The organism is Clostridia bacterium, assembly GCA_034926675.1.
Taxonomy (GTDB): domain Bacteria; phylum Bacillota; class DTU025; order DTU025; family DTU025; genus JAYFQW01.
This window is the reverse complement of the sequence record JAYFQW010000024.1, coordinates 82,558-100,710: the sequence shown is the minus strand read 5'-3', so window position 1 is coordinate 100,710 and position 18,153 is coordinate 82,558. Positions and strand designations below refer to the sequence as shown.

General features: G+C 59.7%; 18 protein-coding genes. All 18 read left to right on the top strand.

Features of this window, described 5'->3' with window-relative positions; genetic code table 11:
• The first annotated feature begins 268 nt into the window (after positions 1-268).
• The 18 genes from gpr (at position 269) to VB144_07575 (ending at position 18,104) form a co-directional block, all read left to right on the top strand.
• Positions 269-1,363, top strand: a complete 1,095-nt coding sequence (gpr, locus tag VB144_07660) for a GPR endopeptidase (protein MEA4883515.1) — start codon at positions 269-271, stop codon at positions 1,361-1,363.
• 56 nt (positions 1,364-1,419) lie between these two features.
• Positions 1,420-3,003, top strand: coding sequence for a stage II sporulation protein P (locus VB144_07655; protein MEA4883514.1), 1,584 nt, complete (start codon positions 1,420-1,422; stop codon positions 3,001-3,003).
• Entirely contained in the window at positions 2,987-3,283 is a 297-nt protein-coding gene (locus VB144_07650) for a hypothetical protein (GenBank protein MEA4883513.1), read from the top strand. Before VB144_07655 ends, VB144_07650 begins: the two co-directional genes overlap by 17 nt.
• Before the next feature lie 65 nt (positions 3,284-3,348).
• Positions 3,349-5,154, top strand: coding sequence for a translation elongation factor 4 (gene lepA / locus VB144_07645; GenBank protein MEA4883512.1), 1,806 nt, complete (start codon positions 3,349-3,351; stop codon positions 5,152-5,154).
• A gap of 2 nt (positions 5,155-5,156) precedes the next feature.
• Positions 5,157-6,362, top strand: a complete 1,206-nt coding sequence (gene hemW, locus VB144_07640) for a radical SAM family heme chaperone HemW (GenBank protein ID MEA4883511.1) — start codon at positions 5,157-5,159, stop codon at positions 6,360-6,362.
• Positions 6,363-6,521: 159 nt separating this feature from the next.
• The gene (hrcA, locus tag VB144_07635; protein ID MEA4883510.1) at positions 6,522-7,577 is read left to right on the top strand and encodes a heat-inducible transcriptional repressor HrcA; all 1,056 of its coding nucleotides are present in this window, start codon (positions 6,522-6,524) and stop codon (positions 7,575-7,577) included.
• Between the two features lie 78 nt (positions 7,578-7,655).
• The gene (gene dnaJ, locus VB144_07630) at positions 7,656-8,795 is read left to right on the top strand and encodes a molecular chaperone DnaJ (protein ID MEA4883509.1); all 1,140 of its coding nucleotides are present in this window, start codon (positions 7,656-7,658) and stop codon (positions 8,793-8,795) included.
• 194 nt (positions 8,796-8,989) lie between these two features.
• Positions 8,990-9,196, top strand: coding sequence for an RNA methyltransferase PUA domain-containing protein (locus VB144_07625; GenBank protein MEA4883508.1), 207 nt, complete (start codon positions 8,990-8,992; stop codon positions 9,194-9,196).
• The gene (trxA, locus tag VB144_07620; GenBank protein ID MEA4883507.1) at positions 9,171-9,512 is read left to right on the top strand and encodes a thioredoxin; all 342 of its coding nucleotides are present in this window, start codon (positions 9,171-9,173) and stop codon (positions 9,510-9,512) included. Before VB144_07625 ends, trxA begins: the two co-directional genes overlap by 26 nt.
• A 140-nt stretch (positions 9,513-9,652) precedes the next feature.
• Positions 9,653-10,126, top strand: coding sequence for a hypothetical protein (locus tag VB144_07615; GenBank protein MEA4883506.1), 474 nt, complete (start codon positions 9,653-9,655; stop codon positions 10,124-10,126).
• Positions 10,127-10,262: 136 nt separating this feature from the next.
• Positions 10,263-10,733: a hypothetical protein gene (locus tag VB144_07610; protein ID MEA4883505.1), complete on the top strand. Its 471-nt coding sequence runs from the start codon at positions 10,263-10,265 to the stop codon at positions 10,731-10,733.
• An 83-nt stretch (positions 10,734-10,816) separates the two neighbouring features.
• A complete protein-coding gene (locus tag VB144_07605) occupies positions 10,817-11,293 on the top strand; it encodes a QueT transporter family protein (GenBank protein ID MEA4883504.1) in 477 nt (158 codons plus the stop codon).
• Between the two features lie 24 nt (positions 11,294-11,317).
• Entirely contained in the window at positions 11,318-12,634 is a 1,317-nt protein-coding gene (gene mtaB / locus VB144_07600) for a tRNA (N(6)-L-threonylcarbamoyladenosine(37)-C(2))-methylthiotransferase MtaB (GenBank protein ID MEA4883503.1), read from the top strand.
• Between the two features lie 39 nt (positions 12,635-12,673).
• A complete protein-coding gene (locus tag VB144_07595; GenBank protein ID MEA4883502.1) occupies positions 12,674-13,021 on the top strand; it encodes a histidine triad nucleotide-binding protein in 348 nt (115 codons plus the stop codon).
• A 326-nt stretch (positions 13,022-13,347) separates the two neighbouring features.
• Entirely contained in the window at positions 13,348-13,527 is a 180-nt protein-coding gene (rpsU, locus tag VB144_07590; GenBank protein MEA4883501.1) for a 30S ribosomal protein S21, read from the top strand.
• A 266-nt stretch (positions 13,528-13,793) separates the two neighbouring features.
• Positions 13,794-15,620: a spore germination protein gene (locus VB144_07585; GenBank protein ID MEA4883500.1), complete on the top strand. Its 1,827-nt coding sequence runs from the start codon at positions 13,794-13,796 to the stop codon at positions 15,618-15,620.
• Entirely contained in the window at positions 15,607-16,782 is a 1,176-nt protein-coding gene (locus VB144_07580; GenBank protein ID MEA4883499.1) for an endospore germination permease, read from the top strand. The genes VB144_07585 and VB144_07580 overlap by 14 nt, the downstream gene beginning before the upstream one ends.
• Complete coding sequence (locus VB144_07575) at positions 16,779-18,104, top strand: Ger(x)C family spore germination protein (GenBank protein MEA4883498.1); 1,326 nt, start codon at positions 16,779-16,781, stop codon at positions 18,102-18,104. Before VB144_07580 ends, VB144_07575 begins: the two co-directional genes overlap by 4 nt.
• Positions 18,105-18,153 lie beyond the last annotated feature (49 nt).

The following is an 18,153-nucleotide window of genomic DNA, read 5'->3' as shown; positions in this document are numbered from 1 at the left end:
CGCGAACCCCACTCCAGGCCCCAAGCCTCTGTCCAATGGGCCCAAAGAATGTATTTCCTGCACTATTTCCAGGTTACGGCGTCCAAATTCCCGTGTTGATTCCTTGTTACCGATTTGTGGGAACCAATATCGTATCGTCAGCGCCTATCCGCCTCTCCCTCTTGGCCTCTTCCGGGTATCCGCCAGTTATCGACATCGCCCTGATGATATGCCTGACTGCGGGGGAAGAATAGGCATACACCATACGGAATTCAGGGGAGGCATGTGCGTGGAGTTCAGCCGCGCTTTTGGTAGGAAACCGCGCCCGTGGTCAGGTTTCGAATCCCCGAGTGATGCAGATTACATCGGGAATACGGGGAGCATAAGGACTGACCTTGCAGTTGAGGCTAACGAACTGCTGCAGAGGAGCGCCGGGGCACAGGCGCAGGGTGTTGTGTCTCACACAGAAGAGACCGAGTTCGGGTCCATCACTCGCGTGAGAGTCCTTACCGACCAGGCGGCTCGTGCCCTGGGAAAGGCCGTTGGAAACTACGTCACGATAGACGCGCCGGATCTGCCCATACGTGATCGGGAGCTTGAGAGCCAGGTCGCCGATGCTCTCGCCCATGAACTGGTGGCCATGATCCGGGCGAGCTACGACAATCTGGATTTCTGGCAGGTTCCCGACTTCACTACACTCGTGTGCGGCCTTGGAAACTGGAACGCCACTCCAGATGCGATCGGTCCACTCGTCGCCGGCAAGGTGATGGTCACCAGGCATGTGTATTCCATGACCCCGCCGGAGAAGAGAGGCGGACTGAAGTCAGTGGCGGCGGTGTCACCCGGGGTACTGGGAATTACTGGCGTCGAGACGGCCGAGATCATCTCTGGCGTGGTCGCACGCGTTAGGCCGAATCTGATCATCGTGGTGGATGCACTTGCCGCCAGGTCGGTATCACGCCTGGGTACGACCGTGCAGCTTTCCGATACCGGAATTCAGCCTGGGTCTGGAGTGGGCAATCGAAGATTCGGCATAACTCGCCAATCAATGGGGGTTCCTGTGATAGCGGTCGGGGTGCCTACTGTGGTGCATGCACTCACTATTGTGGCTGATGCGCTGCAGATCATGGAGAGGTGCGACAGAGGCCCTCAGCCGCTGACCGGCGTCGGTCCGCTGGGTGGGCCAGGGGCCAGCGCGGATACTGCCATGCAGCTTCCACCGGCAGTCGCAAGCCTGCTGCAGCCATACCTCGGCACTCTCATTGTCACACCGAAAGAAGTAGACGTGCTCGTGAAGGATCTGGCTGATGTGGTGGCCGGAGGGATCAACTATGCACTTCATCCCGCGATAGAGCAGGACGAGATCTACCAGTACCTGCAGTAAGGCCCTGGAATAGTGGCCTTGGGCGCGGCATACAGCTGCAAAGAGGGGTGATCTCGTTGTCGTTGGAACGGGGGACGCGTAAGAGAGCTGTTGCAGGATCGCGAAGAGCGCGCAGGCGGAGAGCTCACGGAGTCAGGGCCTTAGGCGGTCTGTTCCTGATGTATCTTGTGGTGATGGCGGTAGCGGCGGGGCTCATCTTCAGCGGCGCCCGGTCACGCCGAGACGCCGTTTCGGCCATGGCTTCCCAAGAGGGTGGGGCGAGGGATTCGACGGCAGACAGTAGCGCTGGCGGGACATCCCTCGGAGAGACTGTCTCTCGCGCCCTGAGCCGGATCGCCGAAATCGTCAGACCCAGAGGCCGGGAGCGGGGCGGCCTGCCTGACAGATCGGGGCAGACCCGAGATGAAAAGCGATCGTATTCGCTGGGGGCCCGCGTCATCCGCGCTGCTATGGGGGCGATGGGAGGTATAGACCCCGAGGACCCGAGAACAATCATCCGGGCGGAACTCCCGGTGATCGTGCCTCCTCCAACGAGCTCGGATAGGGCCTCTGCGCTGCCGGATCGGGCGGCGACAGAGAGGTCCCAGAGTGCTGCTCCGTCTGAACCGTTGGACCACGCTGTTGGGCCAGATGTCGACCTAGCAGGTGAGTTAGAGCGGACTCGAGAGACAGTGGAGCCTTGGGCGAATGATCGTGAGGAGATGGCATCGGGTCAGACAGCCGCGGTCGGGTCGGGAGATGGGCCTGCCAGTCCAAAGGCGCCCGCATTCGCATCCACTGCAGTTGTCGCGCCTGCTCCCGCGTCTGCGCCGGCCCACGCTTCTGCGTCCAAGCCTGCGTCCAAGCCTGCATCCACACCTAAGTCTACGCCGGCAACTGCACGCGAGCTAGCCGCCTCGGCGCCTGCGCCTGTCGCCGCGTCTGCGACTAGCGCCTCCAGTGCGGCTGCTCGGAAGCCCAGCGTGAAAGCCATGCCAGGCTCATCTCAGCTCGCGGCCAGGAAGGTGTCTGATACGCTTTTGGTGCGGGGAACGGCGCCTAAGGTGGCGGTGTTTCACACTCACAGCTCAGAGGCTTACAAGACCAGCTGGGGCGCTGACTATTGCTGGGGAAAGCCCGAGGGCGTGATTAGGGTGGGAGAGGCAATGGCGGCGGAGCTCTCCAAGGTATACGGGATTGCCACTGTTCACTCGTCCCAGGTGCACGATTATCCAGATTGGACCCAGAGCTACGCGAATGCACTTGCCACCATGAAGTCGCTGCTGAAGGAGTATCCGTCAATCGATGCCATGATCGATATCCATCGCGATTCGCTCCCGGCGAGCAAGGAGAGCCTCAGAACGGCAGTGGTGGACGGGCAGAAGGCAGCCAGGGTTATGATTGTCGTGACTGATGATAGCCCAGGGCTTCCCCACCCCAACTGGAGGAAGAACTACAGTTTCGCTCTCAAGCTCAATGCGCAGCTTGACAAGATGTACCCCGGCCTGTCGAGAGGAGTGTCCATCAACAGCCAGTCCAGGTTCAACCAGCACGTGCATGAGAGAGCCATCATCATCGAGATAGGGGGAAGCAGCAATACGGTGGAGGAGGCCTGCCGAACGGCGCGGCTTATTGCAGGGGCGCTTGCCAAGGTCATATAGCGCGCCCAGAAGGGGGCTAGCAGCAGCGAGGACGGAGGCTGCATGCATTGCAGCCTTCTTCCTGTTGTTCGCGGCCATTGTTCTGTTCGGGTCGGTCATAGCCGGGATCGGATCTGCGGGCATTGCGGGTTCGCCAAACGCGTGGGGCGTGGTCCGGGTGGACACGGAGCAGGTGAGCGCAGGTGGACGCGCTTTCCGCGTTGAGCTGCTCGGCGTTGCCCTGACGGTGGAGATGGAACGCGCCGCCGCATATGCACGACAAAAGGCAGCGGCGCCGTAGTGTGCTATAATCTCATCTGAGGTCCGCCGCGCCAGGACGCCTCGGACCAAGAGGTGTAGGTCAGCATGAGCAACGACAGAATCAGGAATTTCTGCATAATCGCCCACATCGATCATGGCAAGTCCACGCTTGCCGACAGAATACTCGAACTCACCGGCGCGATCGACAAGCGTGTCATGGTGGAACAGATCCTCGACAAGATGGATCTTGAGCGAGAGCGTGGCATCACGATTAAGCTGAAGCCGGTGAGGATAGACTACTCCGCTCCAGATGGCGCGAGCTATATTCTCAATCTCATCGATACCCCTGGCCATGTGGACTTCACATATGAGGTGTCTCGCTCCCTTGCCGCGTGCGAAGGCGCGGTGCTCGTGGTTGACGCGACCCAGGGGGTGCAGGCTCAGACTCTGGCCAACCTATACCTAGCTCTCGATTCGGATCTTGACATCATCCCCGTGGTGAACAAGATCGACCTTCCCAATGCAGACCCTGAGGCGGTCAGGGAGGAGATCATGGACCTTCTCGGAGTCGATGAGTCAGACGTGATTCTGGTAAGCGCCAAGACAGGAATCGGTGTGCAGGATGTGCTTGACGCTGTGGTGAAACGGATCCGTCCTCCGGCCGGGGCCTCCAGCGATCCTCTCAGAGCGCTCATTTTCGATTCCCACTTCGACGCATACAGAGGCGTGATAGCGCACGTTAGGCTAATGGAGGGATCGGTGAGCACGGGCGACCGCATCCGCATGATGGGCGGGAAAGGCGAGTTCGAGCTGACTGAGATCGGGGTGTTCAGGCCTGAGATGCAGATCAGAGGAAGGCTCTTGGCTGGTGAGGTCGGGTACCTTGCAGCGCAGATAAAGCAGATCAGCGAGGCATCTGTGGGCGATACCATCACGTCTGCCTCCAACCCCGCCTCTGATCCGCTCCCAGGGTACAGGCCCGCTGTTCCCATGGTGTATTGCGGGATGTATCCGGTGGACACCTCGGCCTACGGCGATCTGCGGGACGCCCTGGAGAAGCTGCATCTCAACGATGCATCCATAGCGTTCGAGCCGGAATCCTCGGTGGCTCTCGGCTTCGGGTTCAGGTGCGGGTTCCTCGGGCTCCTTCACATGGAGATCATTCAGGAGAGGCTTGAGCGCGAGTATGGGCTTGAGCTGATCACGACTGCGCCATCGGTGGCGTACCGAGTGACCACCACGGTGGGAGAGACCTTCTTGGTGGACAACCCGATGAACCTTCCGCCTGAGAACAAAGTGGAGATGATTGAGGAACCGTACGTGCGCGCCACAATCTTTGTGCCGTCGGAGTTCATTGGACAGGTCATGGACCTGGTTGTCGACAGGAGAGGATCAGTCCACAACCTGGACTTCATGGGCCCGGCTAGAGTGCGGGCCAGTTACGACATGCCGCTCTCGGAGATCCTGTATGATTTCTTCGACAAGCTCAAGTCGAGGACCCGCGGATATGCATCGCTCGACTACGAATTCCTGGATTACCGAGCTTCAAACCTAGTCAAACTGGATGTTCTGGTGAACGGTAAGCCCGTAGATGCACTGTCGATAATCGTCCATTCACAGACTGCGGAGAAGCGCGGGAGGACCCTCGTTGAGAGACTTCGGAAGCTGATTCCGCGGCAGCTCTTCGATGTTCCGTTGCAGGCCGCTGTGGGTTCTCGCGTGATCGCACGTGAGACTGTGAAGGCAGTGCGCAAGGACGTGCTGGCGAAGTGTTATGGGGGCGACGTCTCCCGGAAGCGGAAACTCCTTGAGAAGCAGAAGGAAGGCAAGCGCCGCATGAAGCAGTTCGGATCTGTCGAGATACCACAGGAGGCCTTCATGGCGGTCTTGGGCTCCGATGATGACGAGTAGCCATGGGCGGAGTATACGTCCACGTGCCTTTCTGTGTGAGAAAGTGCCGGTACTGCGATTTCGTTTCGTACCCTCGGGCCCGCTTCGATGGTCAGATCCACTCCTACTTGCAGGGGGTAATCGCTGAGGCGCAGCTGCGGGCGGAGGAGATCCGACATGCAGCGCCGGTTCAAAGCATGTACATCGGAGGAGGAACTCCCACGGTCGTTGCTCCGGGGGATCTGGCCTCGTTTATCGAGGCTCTCAGAGACGCGGTGAATCCGGCAGCAGTCTGCGAGTTCACGGTCGAGACGAACCCAGCTGCCGTGGATCTGGATGGCCTTGTCGCCCTCAGACGGGCGGGCGTCAATCGTCTGTCGATCGGATTCCAGTCTCTTGACGACTCCGAGCTGGCCGCGCTTGGGAGGGCGCACTCCGCCCAAGACTGTGTCGAGGTGTTCAGATCGGCCAGGGAGGCGGGTTTCGACAACATCAACATCGATCTGATGCTCGGAATCCCCGGACAGACCAGTGCTTCCCTTGCCGCCACAGTCAGTCGAGCCCTGTCGCTTTGCCCTGAGCATGTCTCTGCGTACTGCCTAATACTTGAGGATGGCACTCCACTCGCCCGCGATGTGGCAGAAGGCGCAGTCGTCCTGCCCTCCGACGACGAGACTGCCGATTTCTACGAATGGTTCGTGGAAACGTCCGGGGATGCGGGATATCGCAGATACGAAATCTCGAACTTCTGCCTTCCAGGCAAGGAGTGCGCGCATAACATCATGTACTGGGAGAATGGAGACTACATTGGGCTTGGCGTCGCCGCTCACTCGCATCTTGGCAGGGGCGCGCTGGCCCATTCGAACTCTCTTCAGTACGAATGCGGGGATTCCGGCGCCGACCTCGCAAGTGCAGTCAGGTGGTGGAACGGAGAGTCGACTCAGGACTACCTTGCGATGTTGAACGCAGGAGCAGCGCCAGCAGTGGGACGTGAGCATCGAACACCCATGGGAGAGGCGTCGGACGCGCTGATGCTGGGGCTGCGCATGGCCCGGGGAGTGGATCTCCTGGCTCTGGGGGCCGAGTACGACCTTGACCTCGTGTCGGAGTTCGGGCCGAGGTTTGCACGGCTTTCAGACCGCGGGCTGCTTTGCCTCGATGGGGCGCGGGCCTGTCTCACTGCCCGGGGATTCCTCCTTGCGAACATCGTGTTCCGGGAGTGTGTGTGAACTGCGCCGTGTGCGCGTGTGCTTCCTTCCTTGACATGAAATGCACTGAATGCTATCGTTGCATTAGCACTCTTAGCTTGTGAGTGCTAATGCAATGGGCATGTAGTTACTGAATTCCGTGAACACTCGATGCAGCACACGGGAAGAGAGGTGCGGGCGATGGCTGATAGGATGACCGAGAGGTCCAAATCGATTCTTCGTGCTGTGACTGATGACTACATCTCCACAGCTGAGCCAGTGGGGTCGAGAACCATCGCCAAGAAATACGGATTCGGGGTCAGCTCCGCCACCATCAGGAATGAGATGGCCGACCTCGAAGAGGAAGGCTACCTCGAGCAGCCCCATGCGTCTGCAGGGAGAATTCCGTCCGACAAGGGCTACAGGTTCTACGTTGACTCCCTGATGAGCGGCAGGGGCCTGACTGGTTTGGAGGAGACACGGATTCATGCTGAGTACCTGAGAAGGCGAGATGAGGTAGAGGCCCTGGTGAAGGCCACTGCGAAGATTCTTGGCGACATCTCTCAGTGTGCTTCGATCGTTGTGGGACCGGCGGTGAAAACTGCGGAGATCAGGCATATTCAGCTGGTTCCGCTGACTTCCGACACCATACTTGTGCTGGTGGTCACTACTGCCGGCCTTGTGGAGCACAAGGTGCTCTCGATGGAGCACAGCATGTGCGCTGCGGATCTCGACAGCGTGTCCAGGATCCTCAACAACGGGCTGCGTGGCAGGACTCTCGCGGAGATACACGGGAAGGTGCTGAGCGAGGTCAAGGACGAGCTGGTCGCCTACGCATCGTTCCTTGAAGGCATGTTTGAGCTTCTCCTATCTACACTGCATTCCTCTGATGAGGAGCGTGTGTACGTGGATGGCCTCATGAAGCTCCTTGGCCAGCCTGAGTTCAAGGAGATCGACAGGGCCAGGCCGGTCCTGGAGTTCCTTGAATCGGACGAGGCCGTCATGATGGAGCTTGCGCCAGCCGGGGCACGAGGGCTCGGAGGAACCAGGGTAAGCATAGGGTCTGAGAATTCCCGCGACGAGCTTCAGGCGTGCTCAGTGGTGAGCGCACCGTATGGGGTTGATGGCAGAGTTATTGGAAGCATCGCCGTGATCGGGCCTACTAGGATGGATTACCCTCTCGCCATGACCCTTGTTGGGCACATGGCTGAGGGGCTGTCGGAACTGTTGCAGCGCATAACGTCGTCATCATCATAACCTCTCTGAGTGGCGAAGCGGCCCCATAATAGGAGCTCAGTCCGAAAAGACCAGCGCGAACCGGATAATGAGGCGGTGTTGGATACGGCCGATCGGGACTTGTACGAGATACTAGGCGTCGAGAAGAACGCCTCTGATGAGGATTTGAAAAAGGCATACAGGAGTTTGGCTCGGAAGCACCATCCTGACGTCAACCCTGACGATCCATCCGCTGAGGCTAGGTTCAAGGAGATAAACCACGCCTACGAGGTCCTCTCTGACCCTGAAAAACGGGCAGCGTACGACAGGTTCGGCTCGGAAGATGGAGCAGGTCAGGGTGGAGTGTGGAATGCAGACAACGGCGGGTTCGACCCATTCGGCAGCATATTCGAGGCTTTCTTTGGAGGCAGTCCGTTCTCCGGCGGGGCCAGAACCGGTCCCGCACGAGGCGGCGATCTCAAGGCCGTGCTTCAGATTACCCTTGAGGAAGCGTCGTCCGGAGCTAAGAAGACCGTCACCCTGGACGGAAGGCCCACCATGTGCAGTGAATGCGGAGGATCGGGGCTCAAGCCCGGCACATCCAGATCCACCTGTTCGGAGTGCGGCGGGCGAGGCAGAGTGCAGAGCGTCGCATCTGGTCCATTTGGACAGTTCAGTACGGTTCACACCTGTCCGAGGTGCAACGGTCAGGGCAGCGTGGCGGATTCCCCCTGTTCGGCATGTGGCGGTGTGGGTCGTGTAAGGAAGATGGCCAGCATCAGCGTTGACGTGCCGCCTGGGGTCGACACAGGCACACGTCTTCGTGTGCGTGGGGAGGGCGAGGCTGGCTCTAGGGGCGGCCCCCCTGGCGACCTATACATCTATACTGAGGTGCTGCCACACCGGGTCTTCCAGCGGGATGGCGACAATCTCGTCGTCGAGGCGCCGATCTCGTTTTCTCAGGCAGCGCTGGGAGATGAGCTGGTTGTGCCTGCCATCGACGGGTCTGAGGCCAAGTTCAAGCTTCCCGAGGGAACCCAAACGGGCAGGCAGTTCACTGTGCGAGGCAGGGGAATGCCCCGGATGCGCGGCGCCGGACGCGGTGACCTCATCGTGCAGGTGAGGGTGGTCACCCCGACGAAGTTAACAGAAAGAGAACGAGAGCTACTGCAGGAGCTGGACACGACTCGCGGGTCGGCGTCGCCTGATGGTTCACGCACCTTCTTTCAGAAGGTCAAGGACCTATTCGACAAGAAGTAGCACAGCCACACTGCATTTCGCGGTGCGCCGGGGGACAGCACGGAAGAATCGCCCCGAGATGTTGCTGTTTCTATCGTCGGCGCTGGTCTCCAAAGCCGAGGGCTCAGTAAGGGATGCATTTGCCTGGGTGGGGCACACTATAGCGCGCCGACGCCAGCTGGGCGACTGGGTCACGCTAGCGTTGGAGGCCTCTCATGCGTAGATTCTTTGTGGGCAGCGACTGTGTGCAGGATGGCCGCATCACCATCGCTGGGCGGGACGCAAGGCATATCGAAAGGGTGCTGCGGCTCAGGCCCGGCGATCTGCTTTCGGCCATGGATGGTACAGGCTGTGAGCACACCGCGCGCATCACCGAAAGGGAGGATCATGAACACAATGATCAATGCTACAAAGCCTGTTGAGATCACTGATGCGAGTTTCGAGAAAGAGATCGGCGCCCACACTGGGGTGAGCATCGTCGACTTCTGGGCGGCATGGTGCGGCCCCTGCAGAATGCAGGGCCCTATTGTCGAACAGCTCGCGGGGGAGTACGCAGACGGCGCAGTGAGAGTTGCAAAGCTGAATGTGGATGAGAATCCAGCTGTTGCCGAGAGGTTCGGCATTATGAGCATCCCTACGATGATCATATTCAAGGGCGGCAAGCCCATCGACAAGGTAGTGGGAGTCACTCCTCTGGCAGCACTAAGGCAGCGGGTTGAGAGAGCGAAACTCGTCTAGACGAGAGGGCCGGTTCCCCGGCTTGTCCTGCAAATGTTGGCGTCGCCTCCGAGTATAGCAGGATTCTCTTCCTCGTGGGAGAAATACAGACCAATGCATGATCGAGGGCTGTCACCCTCGACCGCAAAGGAGGCGACACTTTGAACAGATCTCACGTTCTCAGAATCGTTGGGATCGTAGCTGTGCTCATGGCTGCGGTTCTGATGACGGGGTGCCTGAAAACAGTGCCCACGATGTCGTTCGACCCTGTTAAGCCGACGATTAAGGGTTCGGACAAGACCCTTATCGGCAAGCTCATTCTCTCCTGGACTGGCGGGTTCTCTGTCGGGAATTACGACAAGCTCACCGTGCAGTTCACTGACGATGCCAATCCAGCAAACAACATTGGAGCGCCAATCGTCGTGACCGGCCTGAAACTTGTGGTTCACCCGTTCGCCAAGAGTGCCGAGCTGAACCTGGCAAACCTTGCCACCATAGTGGTGCCTGCGGAGGCATTCGACGATGGTGGGGCTCTCAAGACCACCACCAAGGCGAAGTTCACGCTAACTGGGACCGGATTGCTTCTTGATCCCATCAGTGCAACCGCAGAGGTTGTGCTCGAGCCTCCAGTGTAGCGTCAACCAGTCATCAGAGAGGGCGCCGCATCGAGCGTGAATTCCACTCGGCGGCCCCTCTGTTCTTTTCGCCGAATCCTGCCGATATGCCTTGCATAGGCCCCACGCATGATGGGGCCGCCCGGAGGTGCGCCAAATGAAAAAGGTTCTTTCGTTGTTCGCTGCAGTCGTCTTGTTGCTTGTCATGACCACAATGCTCGCAGGATGCAACCTTGGCGCTCCGAGGCTCGTAGTGAGCTTCAGTCCGAATCCATTGAGGCTCGAGCCTGAGACGGACATCAACTTGACTGTGAACCTCAGGTTTGATGGAATCGGCTTTTTCAACGTGAAGGAACTGCGGATCAGTTATTTCGATGCCTTTGACGTCGAGCGCACGTATGAGGATCTGCCAAGCGGCAAGGTGCTTGACAGCGCGATACCGGCCCCAGGGCTCGGGGGCCTCATCTCGGTGTCAAAGACTCTGACTGATCTGAACAACGGCACTCCTATCAAGTCCACGGCTGATTGGTGGACGTTGCTGCCACATCCCGCTAAGATGGTCTTCACCTTCCTCGATGACTCCGGGAACCCGGTGGGCGGCGGCGATCTGCGCCTCGAGTGGTACTGATCGGCGAGCGGCAGCCGGTTAGCGTACACTTCGTTTGCGGACACTAGGATCGAAGCCGAGTACTTACGAGGGGCGAGTGGAACATGAAGGTCAGCACTAGATCGATTGCCCGCGCTGCGGTTATCGCAGGGGCGTACGCTGGCCTCTGTGTTCTGCTCGCCCCTGTATCCTACGGAGTGCTTCAGGTGAGGGTGGCTGAAGGGCTTACCGTCCTCCCAATACTGTGGCCCGATGCGGTGGTTGGGCTGACTCTGGGTGCACTGATTGCGAATCTGGCGGGTCCGTTTGGGATCATAGATGCGATATTCGGAACCGCCGCGACAGCTCTCGCGGCGTACCTTACTTACTGGCGGAGGCGCTCGCGGGCGCCCTACATCTACCCGATCATCGCCAACGGGCTGATCGTTGGGGCATACCTTCCCATCGTCACACACATGGAGATTCACTGGTGGACTTTTCCAGCCACTATGCTGGCTGTGGCTGCCGGGGAGGCAGTCGCGGTCCTCGCCTTCGGCTTGCCTCTGCTGCACGCGCTGCGGAAAATCGGTCTCGGGAAGTGACGGGTGGGCATGGAGGCATCTGCAATGCGCAGAGTGGGCATTGTCACCCTTGGCTGTAAGGTGAACCAGTACGATTCGGATGCGCTGGCGTCTGAGTTTCGACGGGCAGGGTACGAGGTGGTTCCCTTCGGGGAGGCCGCCGATGTGTACGTGGTGAACACCTGCACTGTGACGCAGATCGGAGATAAGAAATCCCGCCAGCTTCTGCGCAGAGCTCATTCCAAGAATCCAGACGCAATCGTGGTCGCCACTGGATGCTATGCGCAGTCCTCCCCAGATGAGCTTGCAGCTCTGCCAGGGGTCGGCGTGGTCTCTGGCACTGCGAACAGAGCGGGGATCGTCCGGGCGGTGGATGAGGCATTCCAGCGTAGGGATGTGCCTCCGGCCGTGCTAGTCTCGGATATTGATTCATGTTTCGATTTCGAGGATCTGGCAACGGAGGGCTCGGCGGAACGGACTCGCGCTTACATCAAGATCGAAGATGGATGCGAGAACTTCTGCTCATACTGCAGGGTGCCATATGTGCGTGGACCCGTCCGAAGCAGACGGCTCGAGAGCATCACTGGGGAAGCAGAGCGCCTGGCGGCCCGAGGATTCCGAGAAGTGATTCTCACTGGGATTGACCTTGGCGCATATGGACGCGATATGGGCGGTCAGCCAGACCTTTCCGATGTGATGGAGGCTGTGGCTCCGGTTCCGGGCATCGCCAGAGTGCGTCTGAGTTCAGTAGACCCCACCGATGTGACGGAGAGGCTTCTCACTGTGATGGGCAGCGCGCAAGCTGTATGCCCACACCTGCATGTTCCGCTTCAATCAGGCCATGACGGCGTGCTTGCCAGGATGAACCGACACTACACAGTGGCTCAGTATGAGGAGGTCGTGAATCGGGCCAGGGCCGCCATTCCGAACCTTGCAGTGACTACCGATGTGATTGTGGGGTTTCCCGGGGAAGACGAATCCGCTTTTGCTGCGACCATGGAAACGTGCGAACGCGTGGCGTTCTCACGGATGCATGTGTTCCAGTATTCGAGGCGTAAGGGAACCGTAGCCGCGGATCTGCCTGGGCAGGTAGGAAACGATGAGAAAGCGCGGAGGAGCGAGAAACTGATCTCCCTTGGCAGGAGGCTTTCGCTCAAGTTTCACGAGGCGCTTGTGGGGATGCGCATGAGCGTCCTCGTGGAACAGGCAGACGGCGGATCCTTCGAGGGTCTCACTCCAAGCTATGTCCGCGTGGTCGGGAAGGGACGCTTCGAACCTGGACAGATCGTGAGTGTGGTTGTGAGCGACGCCCATGAAGGTTTTGTGGGCGGGGAAGCAGAAGAGGAAACGATTAGAACCTGAAGGATCCTCATGTGAGCGAGGGTGCGAGGGGGTGTTGATATGGCAGACGACTGTGTCTTCTGCAGAATTGCGCGGGGAGAGATACCGGCATCACTACTGTACAAGGATGACGACATGATCGCATTCTCGGATATGAACCCCGCGGCTCCGGTGCATGTGCTCATCGTGCCTGTTGAGCACATTCCCAGTCTGCGTGAGCTGGGCCAGTCACACGATTCGCTCATCGGCAGAGTGCACAGGCTAGCAGCTAGGTTAGCTGAGGAGCGCGGTGTGGCCGATGGAGGGTATCGGGTGGTAGTCAACTGCGGGCGCGACGCTGGGCAGAGTGTGGGGCATCTTCATTTCCATCTGCTGGGCGGGCGGACGTTCGCCTGGCCTCCGGGATAGCCAGTGCAAGTGGCCTGGGGCTGGTATGCATGCGGTCTTCGCGGGTCGAAGGCGCCAAAAAACTGGCGCTTGCCCGAGCGGACCGCAAAAGAACTTGGCGCCAGTGCTCAATGTGGCGCAGATGCGGCATAGGATGCCGGGGATGCGCTGGAGCGCGTAGGCGTTGCACACACTCCAGGCAGCGGGCAGGCAGCGTATCCCGTTGACATTGCCGCAGTTGGTGCAGTATAATTTGACAAGATTGCCTCGTGGAACGTCATACGGATCCACGAAGACGCGTGCAGATGTGTTCGGATGATTCTCGCACGGAGAGGGGGGGTATCCGTATGGCATCAGAGGTCAGAGTTGGTAAGAATGAATCCCTCGATAGCGCGCTGCGCCGGTTCAAGCGGCAGTGTCAGCAATCGGGAGTCTTAGCTGAGATCCGCAAGCGTGAACACTACGACAAGCCGAGCGTGCGCCGAAAGAAGAAGTCAGAGGCCGCGCGGAAGCGGAAGTACCGCTAGCTGAGGGTTCAGTTGCCAGCCCCCAACGTGCAATGATTGACCCCAACGGAGGAGGGACTTAAGTCTCTCCTCTTGTTCGTTTGTACGCGCGGCAATGGGGCCTGCCCATGGGTGAGTATCCTCCCGCCTTCGTGTTTCCTGCGGTGCGCAACGGCGATAAGATCGGCATTGTCGTGAAGTGAATTCCGGTCAGTGGCATAAACCGCTCGGGTGTGGGCAAAGTGTGATGGTGAGTGGCTTCTGTGCTCACACTGGGGGAACGGTGCTTGAGATTCCTTAGGCAGCTCATTAGGGGAACTGCGGGGCAGCGAAGGATGATCCTGGGGAAAAGCCCGATCCCCCTCGAGGAAGTTGCGCGGCGCGGCGCCGAGAACCGCTCATCTGGCGGCGCCGAGCCTGAGCGAGACCTTCCAGTGGGCTCCGCTCCACAACTCCAGTCTGAGGGGACTCCTGTGCCTTCCTCCCTCGATGCCGTGGAGGCCTACATCCACGACAAGTTCGGTGAGGGCAGCCCTGACGTTGTTCTCCGCCGTCTGTCCATATGGACGCAACCGGAACTGGATGGACTGCTCTTCTACATAGAAGGCCTTACAGACCGTGCGACCGTCAACCTGATGGCCCTCAGATCGGTGATGCTTTCAGCGCGGGCGCCTTCTCTCGATCCGGGAGCGATCGACAAGTGCAATGTGGCGGATATCCTGACCACGCACCTTCTGCCGTCTGGGCAGGCCGCCGTGGAATCCACCATGCAGTCGGTGATCCGCAAGGTTCTCACGGGGGAGGCCGCCCTTTTCGTGGAGGGCGCAGGGAAGTGCCTGTGCTTCGAAGCCAAGGGGTGGGAGCACAGGCCCATCTCTGAGCCGCACACGGAGAAGGTGGTGCGAGGCCCGCGCGAGGGCTTCTCAGAGCTCCTCCGAGCGAATACCGCCCTGGTCAGAAGGAGGCTCCGCACGCCTAACCTGCGGCTGGACTCGATGCAAGTGGGCGAGCTTTCCAGAACCGATGTGGTGGTCGCATACATCGACGGCCTCACTGATCCTGAACTCGTGGCGAAGGCGAAGGAACGGCTGGAGGCCATAGTCATCGACATTGTCCCCGATTCCGGCATCATCGAAGAGCTTATCGAGGATTACCCATACTCGCCGTTCCCGCAGATACAGTACACCGAAAGGCCCGACCGGTTCTGCGCCGGGCTTTCAGAGGGGCTTGTGGGCATTCTGGTCGACGATTCCCCCATCGCTCTGATGGCGCCAGCAAACCTTGGGAGTTTCTTTCAGTCAGCTGAGGACTACTACGAGCGTTTTCCGTTCGGGGGGCCGCTGCGGTTCCTTCGCTACGTCTCTGGAGCCCTTGCGCTTCTACTGCCAGCCACATATGTGGCCGTAACAGGCTTTCACCAGGAGATGCTTCCAACGAAGCTTGCCATGGCGATCGCAGGATCGCACATGCCTGTGCCATTTCCCGCTCTGGTCGAGGCGATGCTGATGGAAATGGCGCTCGAACTGATCAGAGAGGCCGGGATTCGCCTGCCCGACCCTGTGGGGCAGACCCTCGGGTTTGTTGGCGCGCTGCTCCTCGGCGATGCCGCTGTTTCCGCTGGCCTGGTGAGCCCGATAATGGTGATAGTGGTGGCCGTTACAGGCCTTGCCTCCTTCGCCGTGCCTCACTATCCAACTGGCCTCGCCATCCGGCTGCTTCGGTTTCCTCTGCTCTTTCTTGGCGCATGGCTTGGGCTATATGGGGTCATGGCTGGGCTCCTCGCGATCTTTCTCCACATGGGCGCGCTTACGTCTTTCGGAGTGCCTTTCCTTGAACCGCTGATGAGGCCTGCGGAGGTCCTGCGGGACATGATATGGAGGTCCCCTGTGTTCACCTTCGAACGCAGGCCCGGGTATGCAAATCCCCAGGACAGGGTGAGGCAGAAACGATTCATCCGCACTTGGAGCCCTGGCGTCGCGAAACGGGCCCAGGAGGCCGAGAAGGCAGGGGAGATGCCGCCTGACCGCGACGAGCAGGGCGGAAGCGACAACCAAAGCAAGCGAGGCGACATGCGGGGCGGAGCGGGAGGTGGGAATGGTCATGCCAATCCATGATGGACGGGACGAGGGCAGGCGGGAAGCGGCTTCAACGGGACGGAAAAAGGAAGAGATCCTGTACCTCCAGGTAGTGGTGCTCGCGGCCCAACTGGTGTTCGCCACTGGATTCCTCGCGGCTGCGAGAGTTCTCACTCCGGTGGCGGGGTGTGCGGCGTGGATCTCTGTCATCGTAGGCTGGGCCATCGGAATTGCGATCGCGTTCATTGCCGGAGCGCTTATTCGCCGGTTCCCAACCCTCAGCGTAGTGGAAATGGCGGAAGATGTCTTCACGATCCCTCTGGGGAAGGCAATCGGATTCTCATTCGCCGTGTACTGCACCGTGATTCTCGCCATTTCATCGAAGCAGTTCGTGTTGGCGATTTCCATCCCGTTCCTCCAGTCGACCCCGACCGAGATCGTGAGCGGGGTCTTTTTCGCGCTGCTGGCTTACGCTACGTACCTCGGCATTGAGCCCATCGCGAGAGTGTCGTTGATTTTCTTCACCATAGTTGTTCTCTCTTTGATCATGCTCACTGGCCTCGCCGTGCCAGTGAGCGTTCCAGGGCGTCTTTTGCCCCTGCTCGGGAAGGGGCCCATGGCAATACTCAGGGGGGGCATGCTTTATGCATCCTATGTTGGGGAGCTCATCGTTGTCCTGGCTTTCATCAGGAGCATGCGTAAGCAGGACATTTCCAGAGTGCACATTGCCCTGGCAAGCGGGGTCACGATAGGATCCGTGCTGATGGCGCTGTCGGTGAGCTTTGGGCTGATGATGCTCGGTCACTACGCCATGGCCAGGCTCACCTTCCCTGCTGTGGAGATCGCGAGGATGGTTGGAGTGGGGGAGTTCCTTGAGCGCACCGAGATTCTCTTCCTTGCGCTTTGGTTCTCAGTGGCCCTCTTGAAGTCGGCGACTGTGTTTTATGCATCAGTGGCATCTGCGGCCGAGGTCATGAACCTCACGGATTATCGCCCGCTCGTGCTGCCTTACGGCGTCTTCACCATGGCCCTATCGCTATTGCCTGAGAACATAATGGAGTCCTTCAGCACCCTCGGGGTATTCCTCAAGTATTCCGGATGGTACGCGCTAGGGCTCCCCGCCCTGATGCTGACCGTGGCTGCAATACGGCATAGAGGCGGCAAGAGCAGGGGAGGAAGGGAGGCCGGAGCGACGTCATGACTCGGAACGCTGCAATCCTTGCCATGGTCTGCGTTACGCTGACGCTGGCCACGGCTGGCTGCGGTGAGGGACAGGAAATCGAGAGCGTAGGTTTCATCATGGGCGTGGGCATCGATGAGGCCGAGAACGGGCGTATAAGGGCATGGGTTCAGTCAGCAATTCCGTCGGCAAAGCCTTCGGAATCTGCCAAGGAGGAGTCGTGGCTTGCTTCTGCCGAGGGCGCCACCGTTTGGGAGGCGCTCAGGAATGTCGGAGCCAAATCGGGCAAGGTGCTATTCCTAGCGCACGTGCGGTCTCTGATCATAGGAGAGAGGTTTGCCCGCAGCGGGTTGAAGGACCTACTTGACGTGCTCGCGAGGGTTGGCGAATTCCGCGCCAAGTCGTGGGTGGTCGTGACCTCAGATCCAGTCGACAGGATACTCGGGGTGCAGTCGCCTCAGGCGAGCATCGCCGCTTCTTACATCAACGCGCTAATGCGCAACGCGGGGCAACTGGCAGTTGCGCCCCGGTCTACAGTCCTTTCCGTCATTGCCGCCACAGAGGAGGCGGGGCTGCAGCCAGTCATCGCCAGGGCGAAGCTTGTTCCCCAGATGTCGCCTCAGGAGGAGACACCCATCGGCAGGCGCCCTGAGGGCAAAGGCCCGACCTCTGGGCCAAACCGGGAAGGAGGCGCTGCGGGAGGAGGCGCTGCGAGTGAGCCGGGTGGGGCGGGCGGATCCAGCGGGGCTGATTCGCAGGCGCCTTCGTCAGACGCCATTGAGCTTTCGGGCGCCGCCGCATTTCGCGCTGACAAGATGATGGGCTGGCTCAGTCCGGAGGATACGGCCATGCTCCTCATTGTGAAGAACGCAGGAGGGGAATACTCGTTTATTCACGATCTTCCCCGCGGCAGGGGCACGGTGGCGGTGAGCATCCTGAGTTGTCGCGCATCGTTTGACTTGCCCAAGCCCATCCCGACTTCAGTGGATGCCTTCAGGGGAGCCAGGGTGGTGATACGAATCCGGGGCGAAGTGGACATCCGGGAACTCGCATCGGATGAGAGCTTCTCCAGTTTGGACGAGATAGAGGCTCTCAACCGGGGGCTGTCGAAACAGGTGGAACAGCGTATCCGGGCCTTGGTGGCCGTTTCGCAGGATCAGTACGGAACTGACCTGCTGGGCATGGGCGAGGCGTTTCGGCAGAGGATCAGTGTTCAAAGGTGGGAACGGGATATCGCGCCGCGCTGGCACGAGGTATTTCGCACTCTGGAGATAGAGCCAGAAGCAAGGCTTGAGGTTCGAAGACGCGGAATGACTGTCGGATCTCCGAAGCCGAGGGCATAGGCCTGCAGACGCATGGAGAACGCCCAGGCGGTCAGGCCATAGGTTGGAC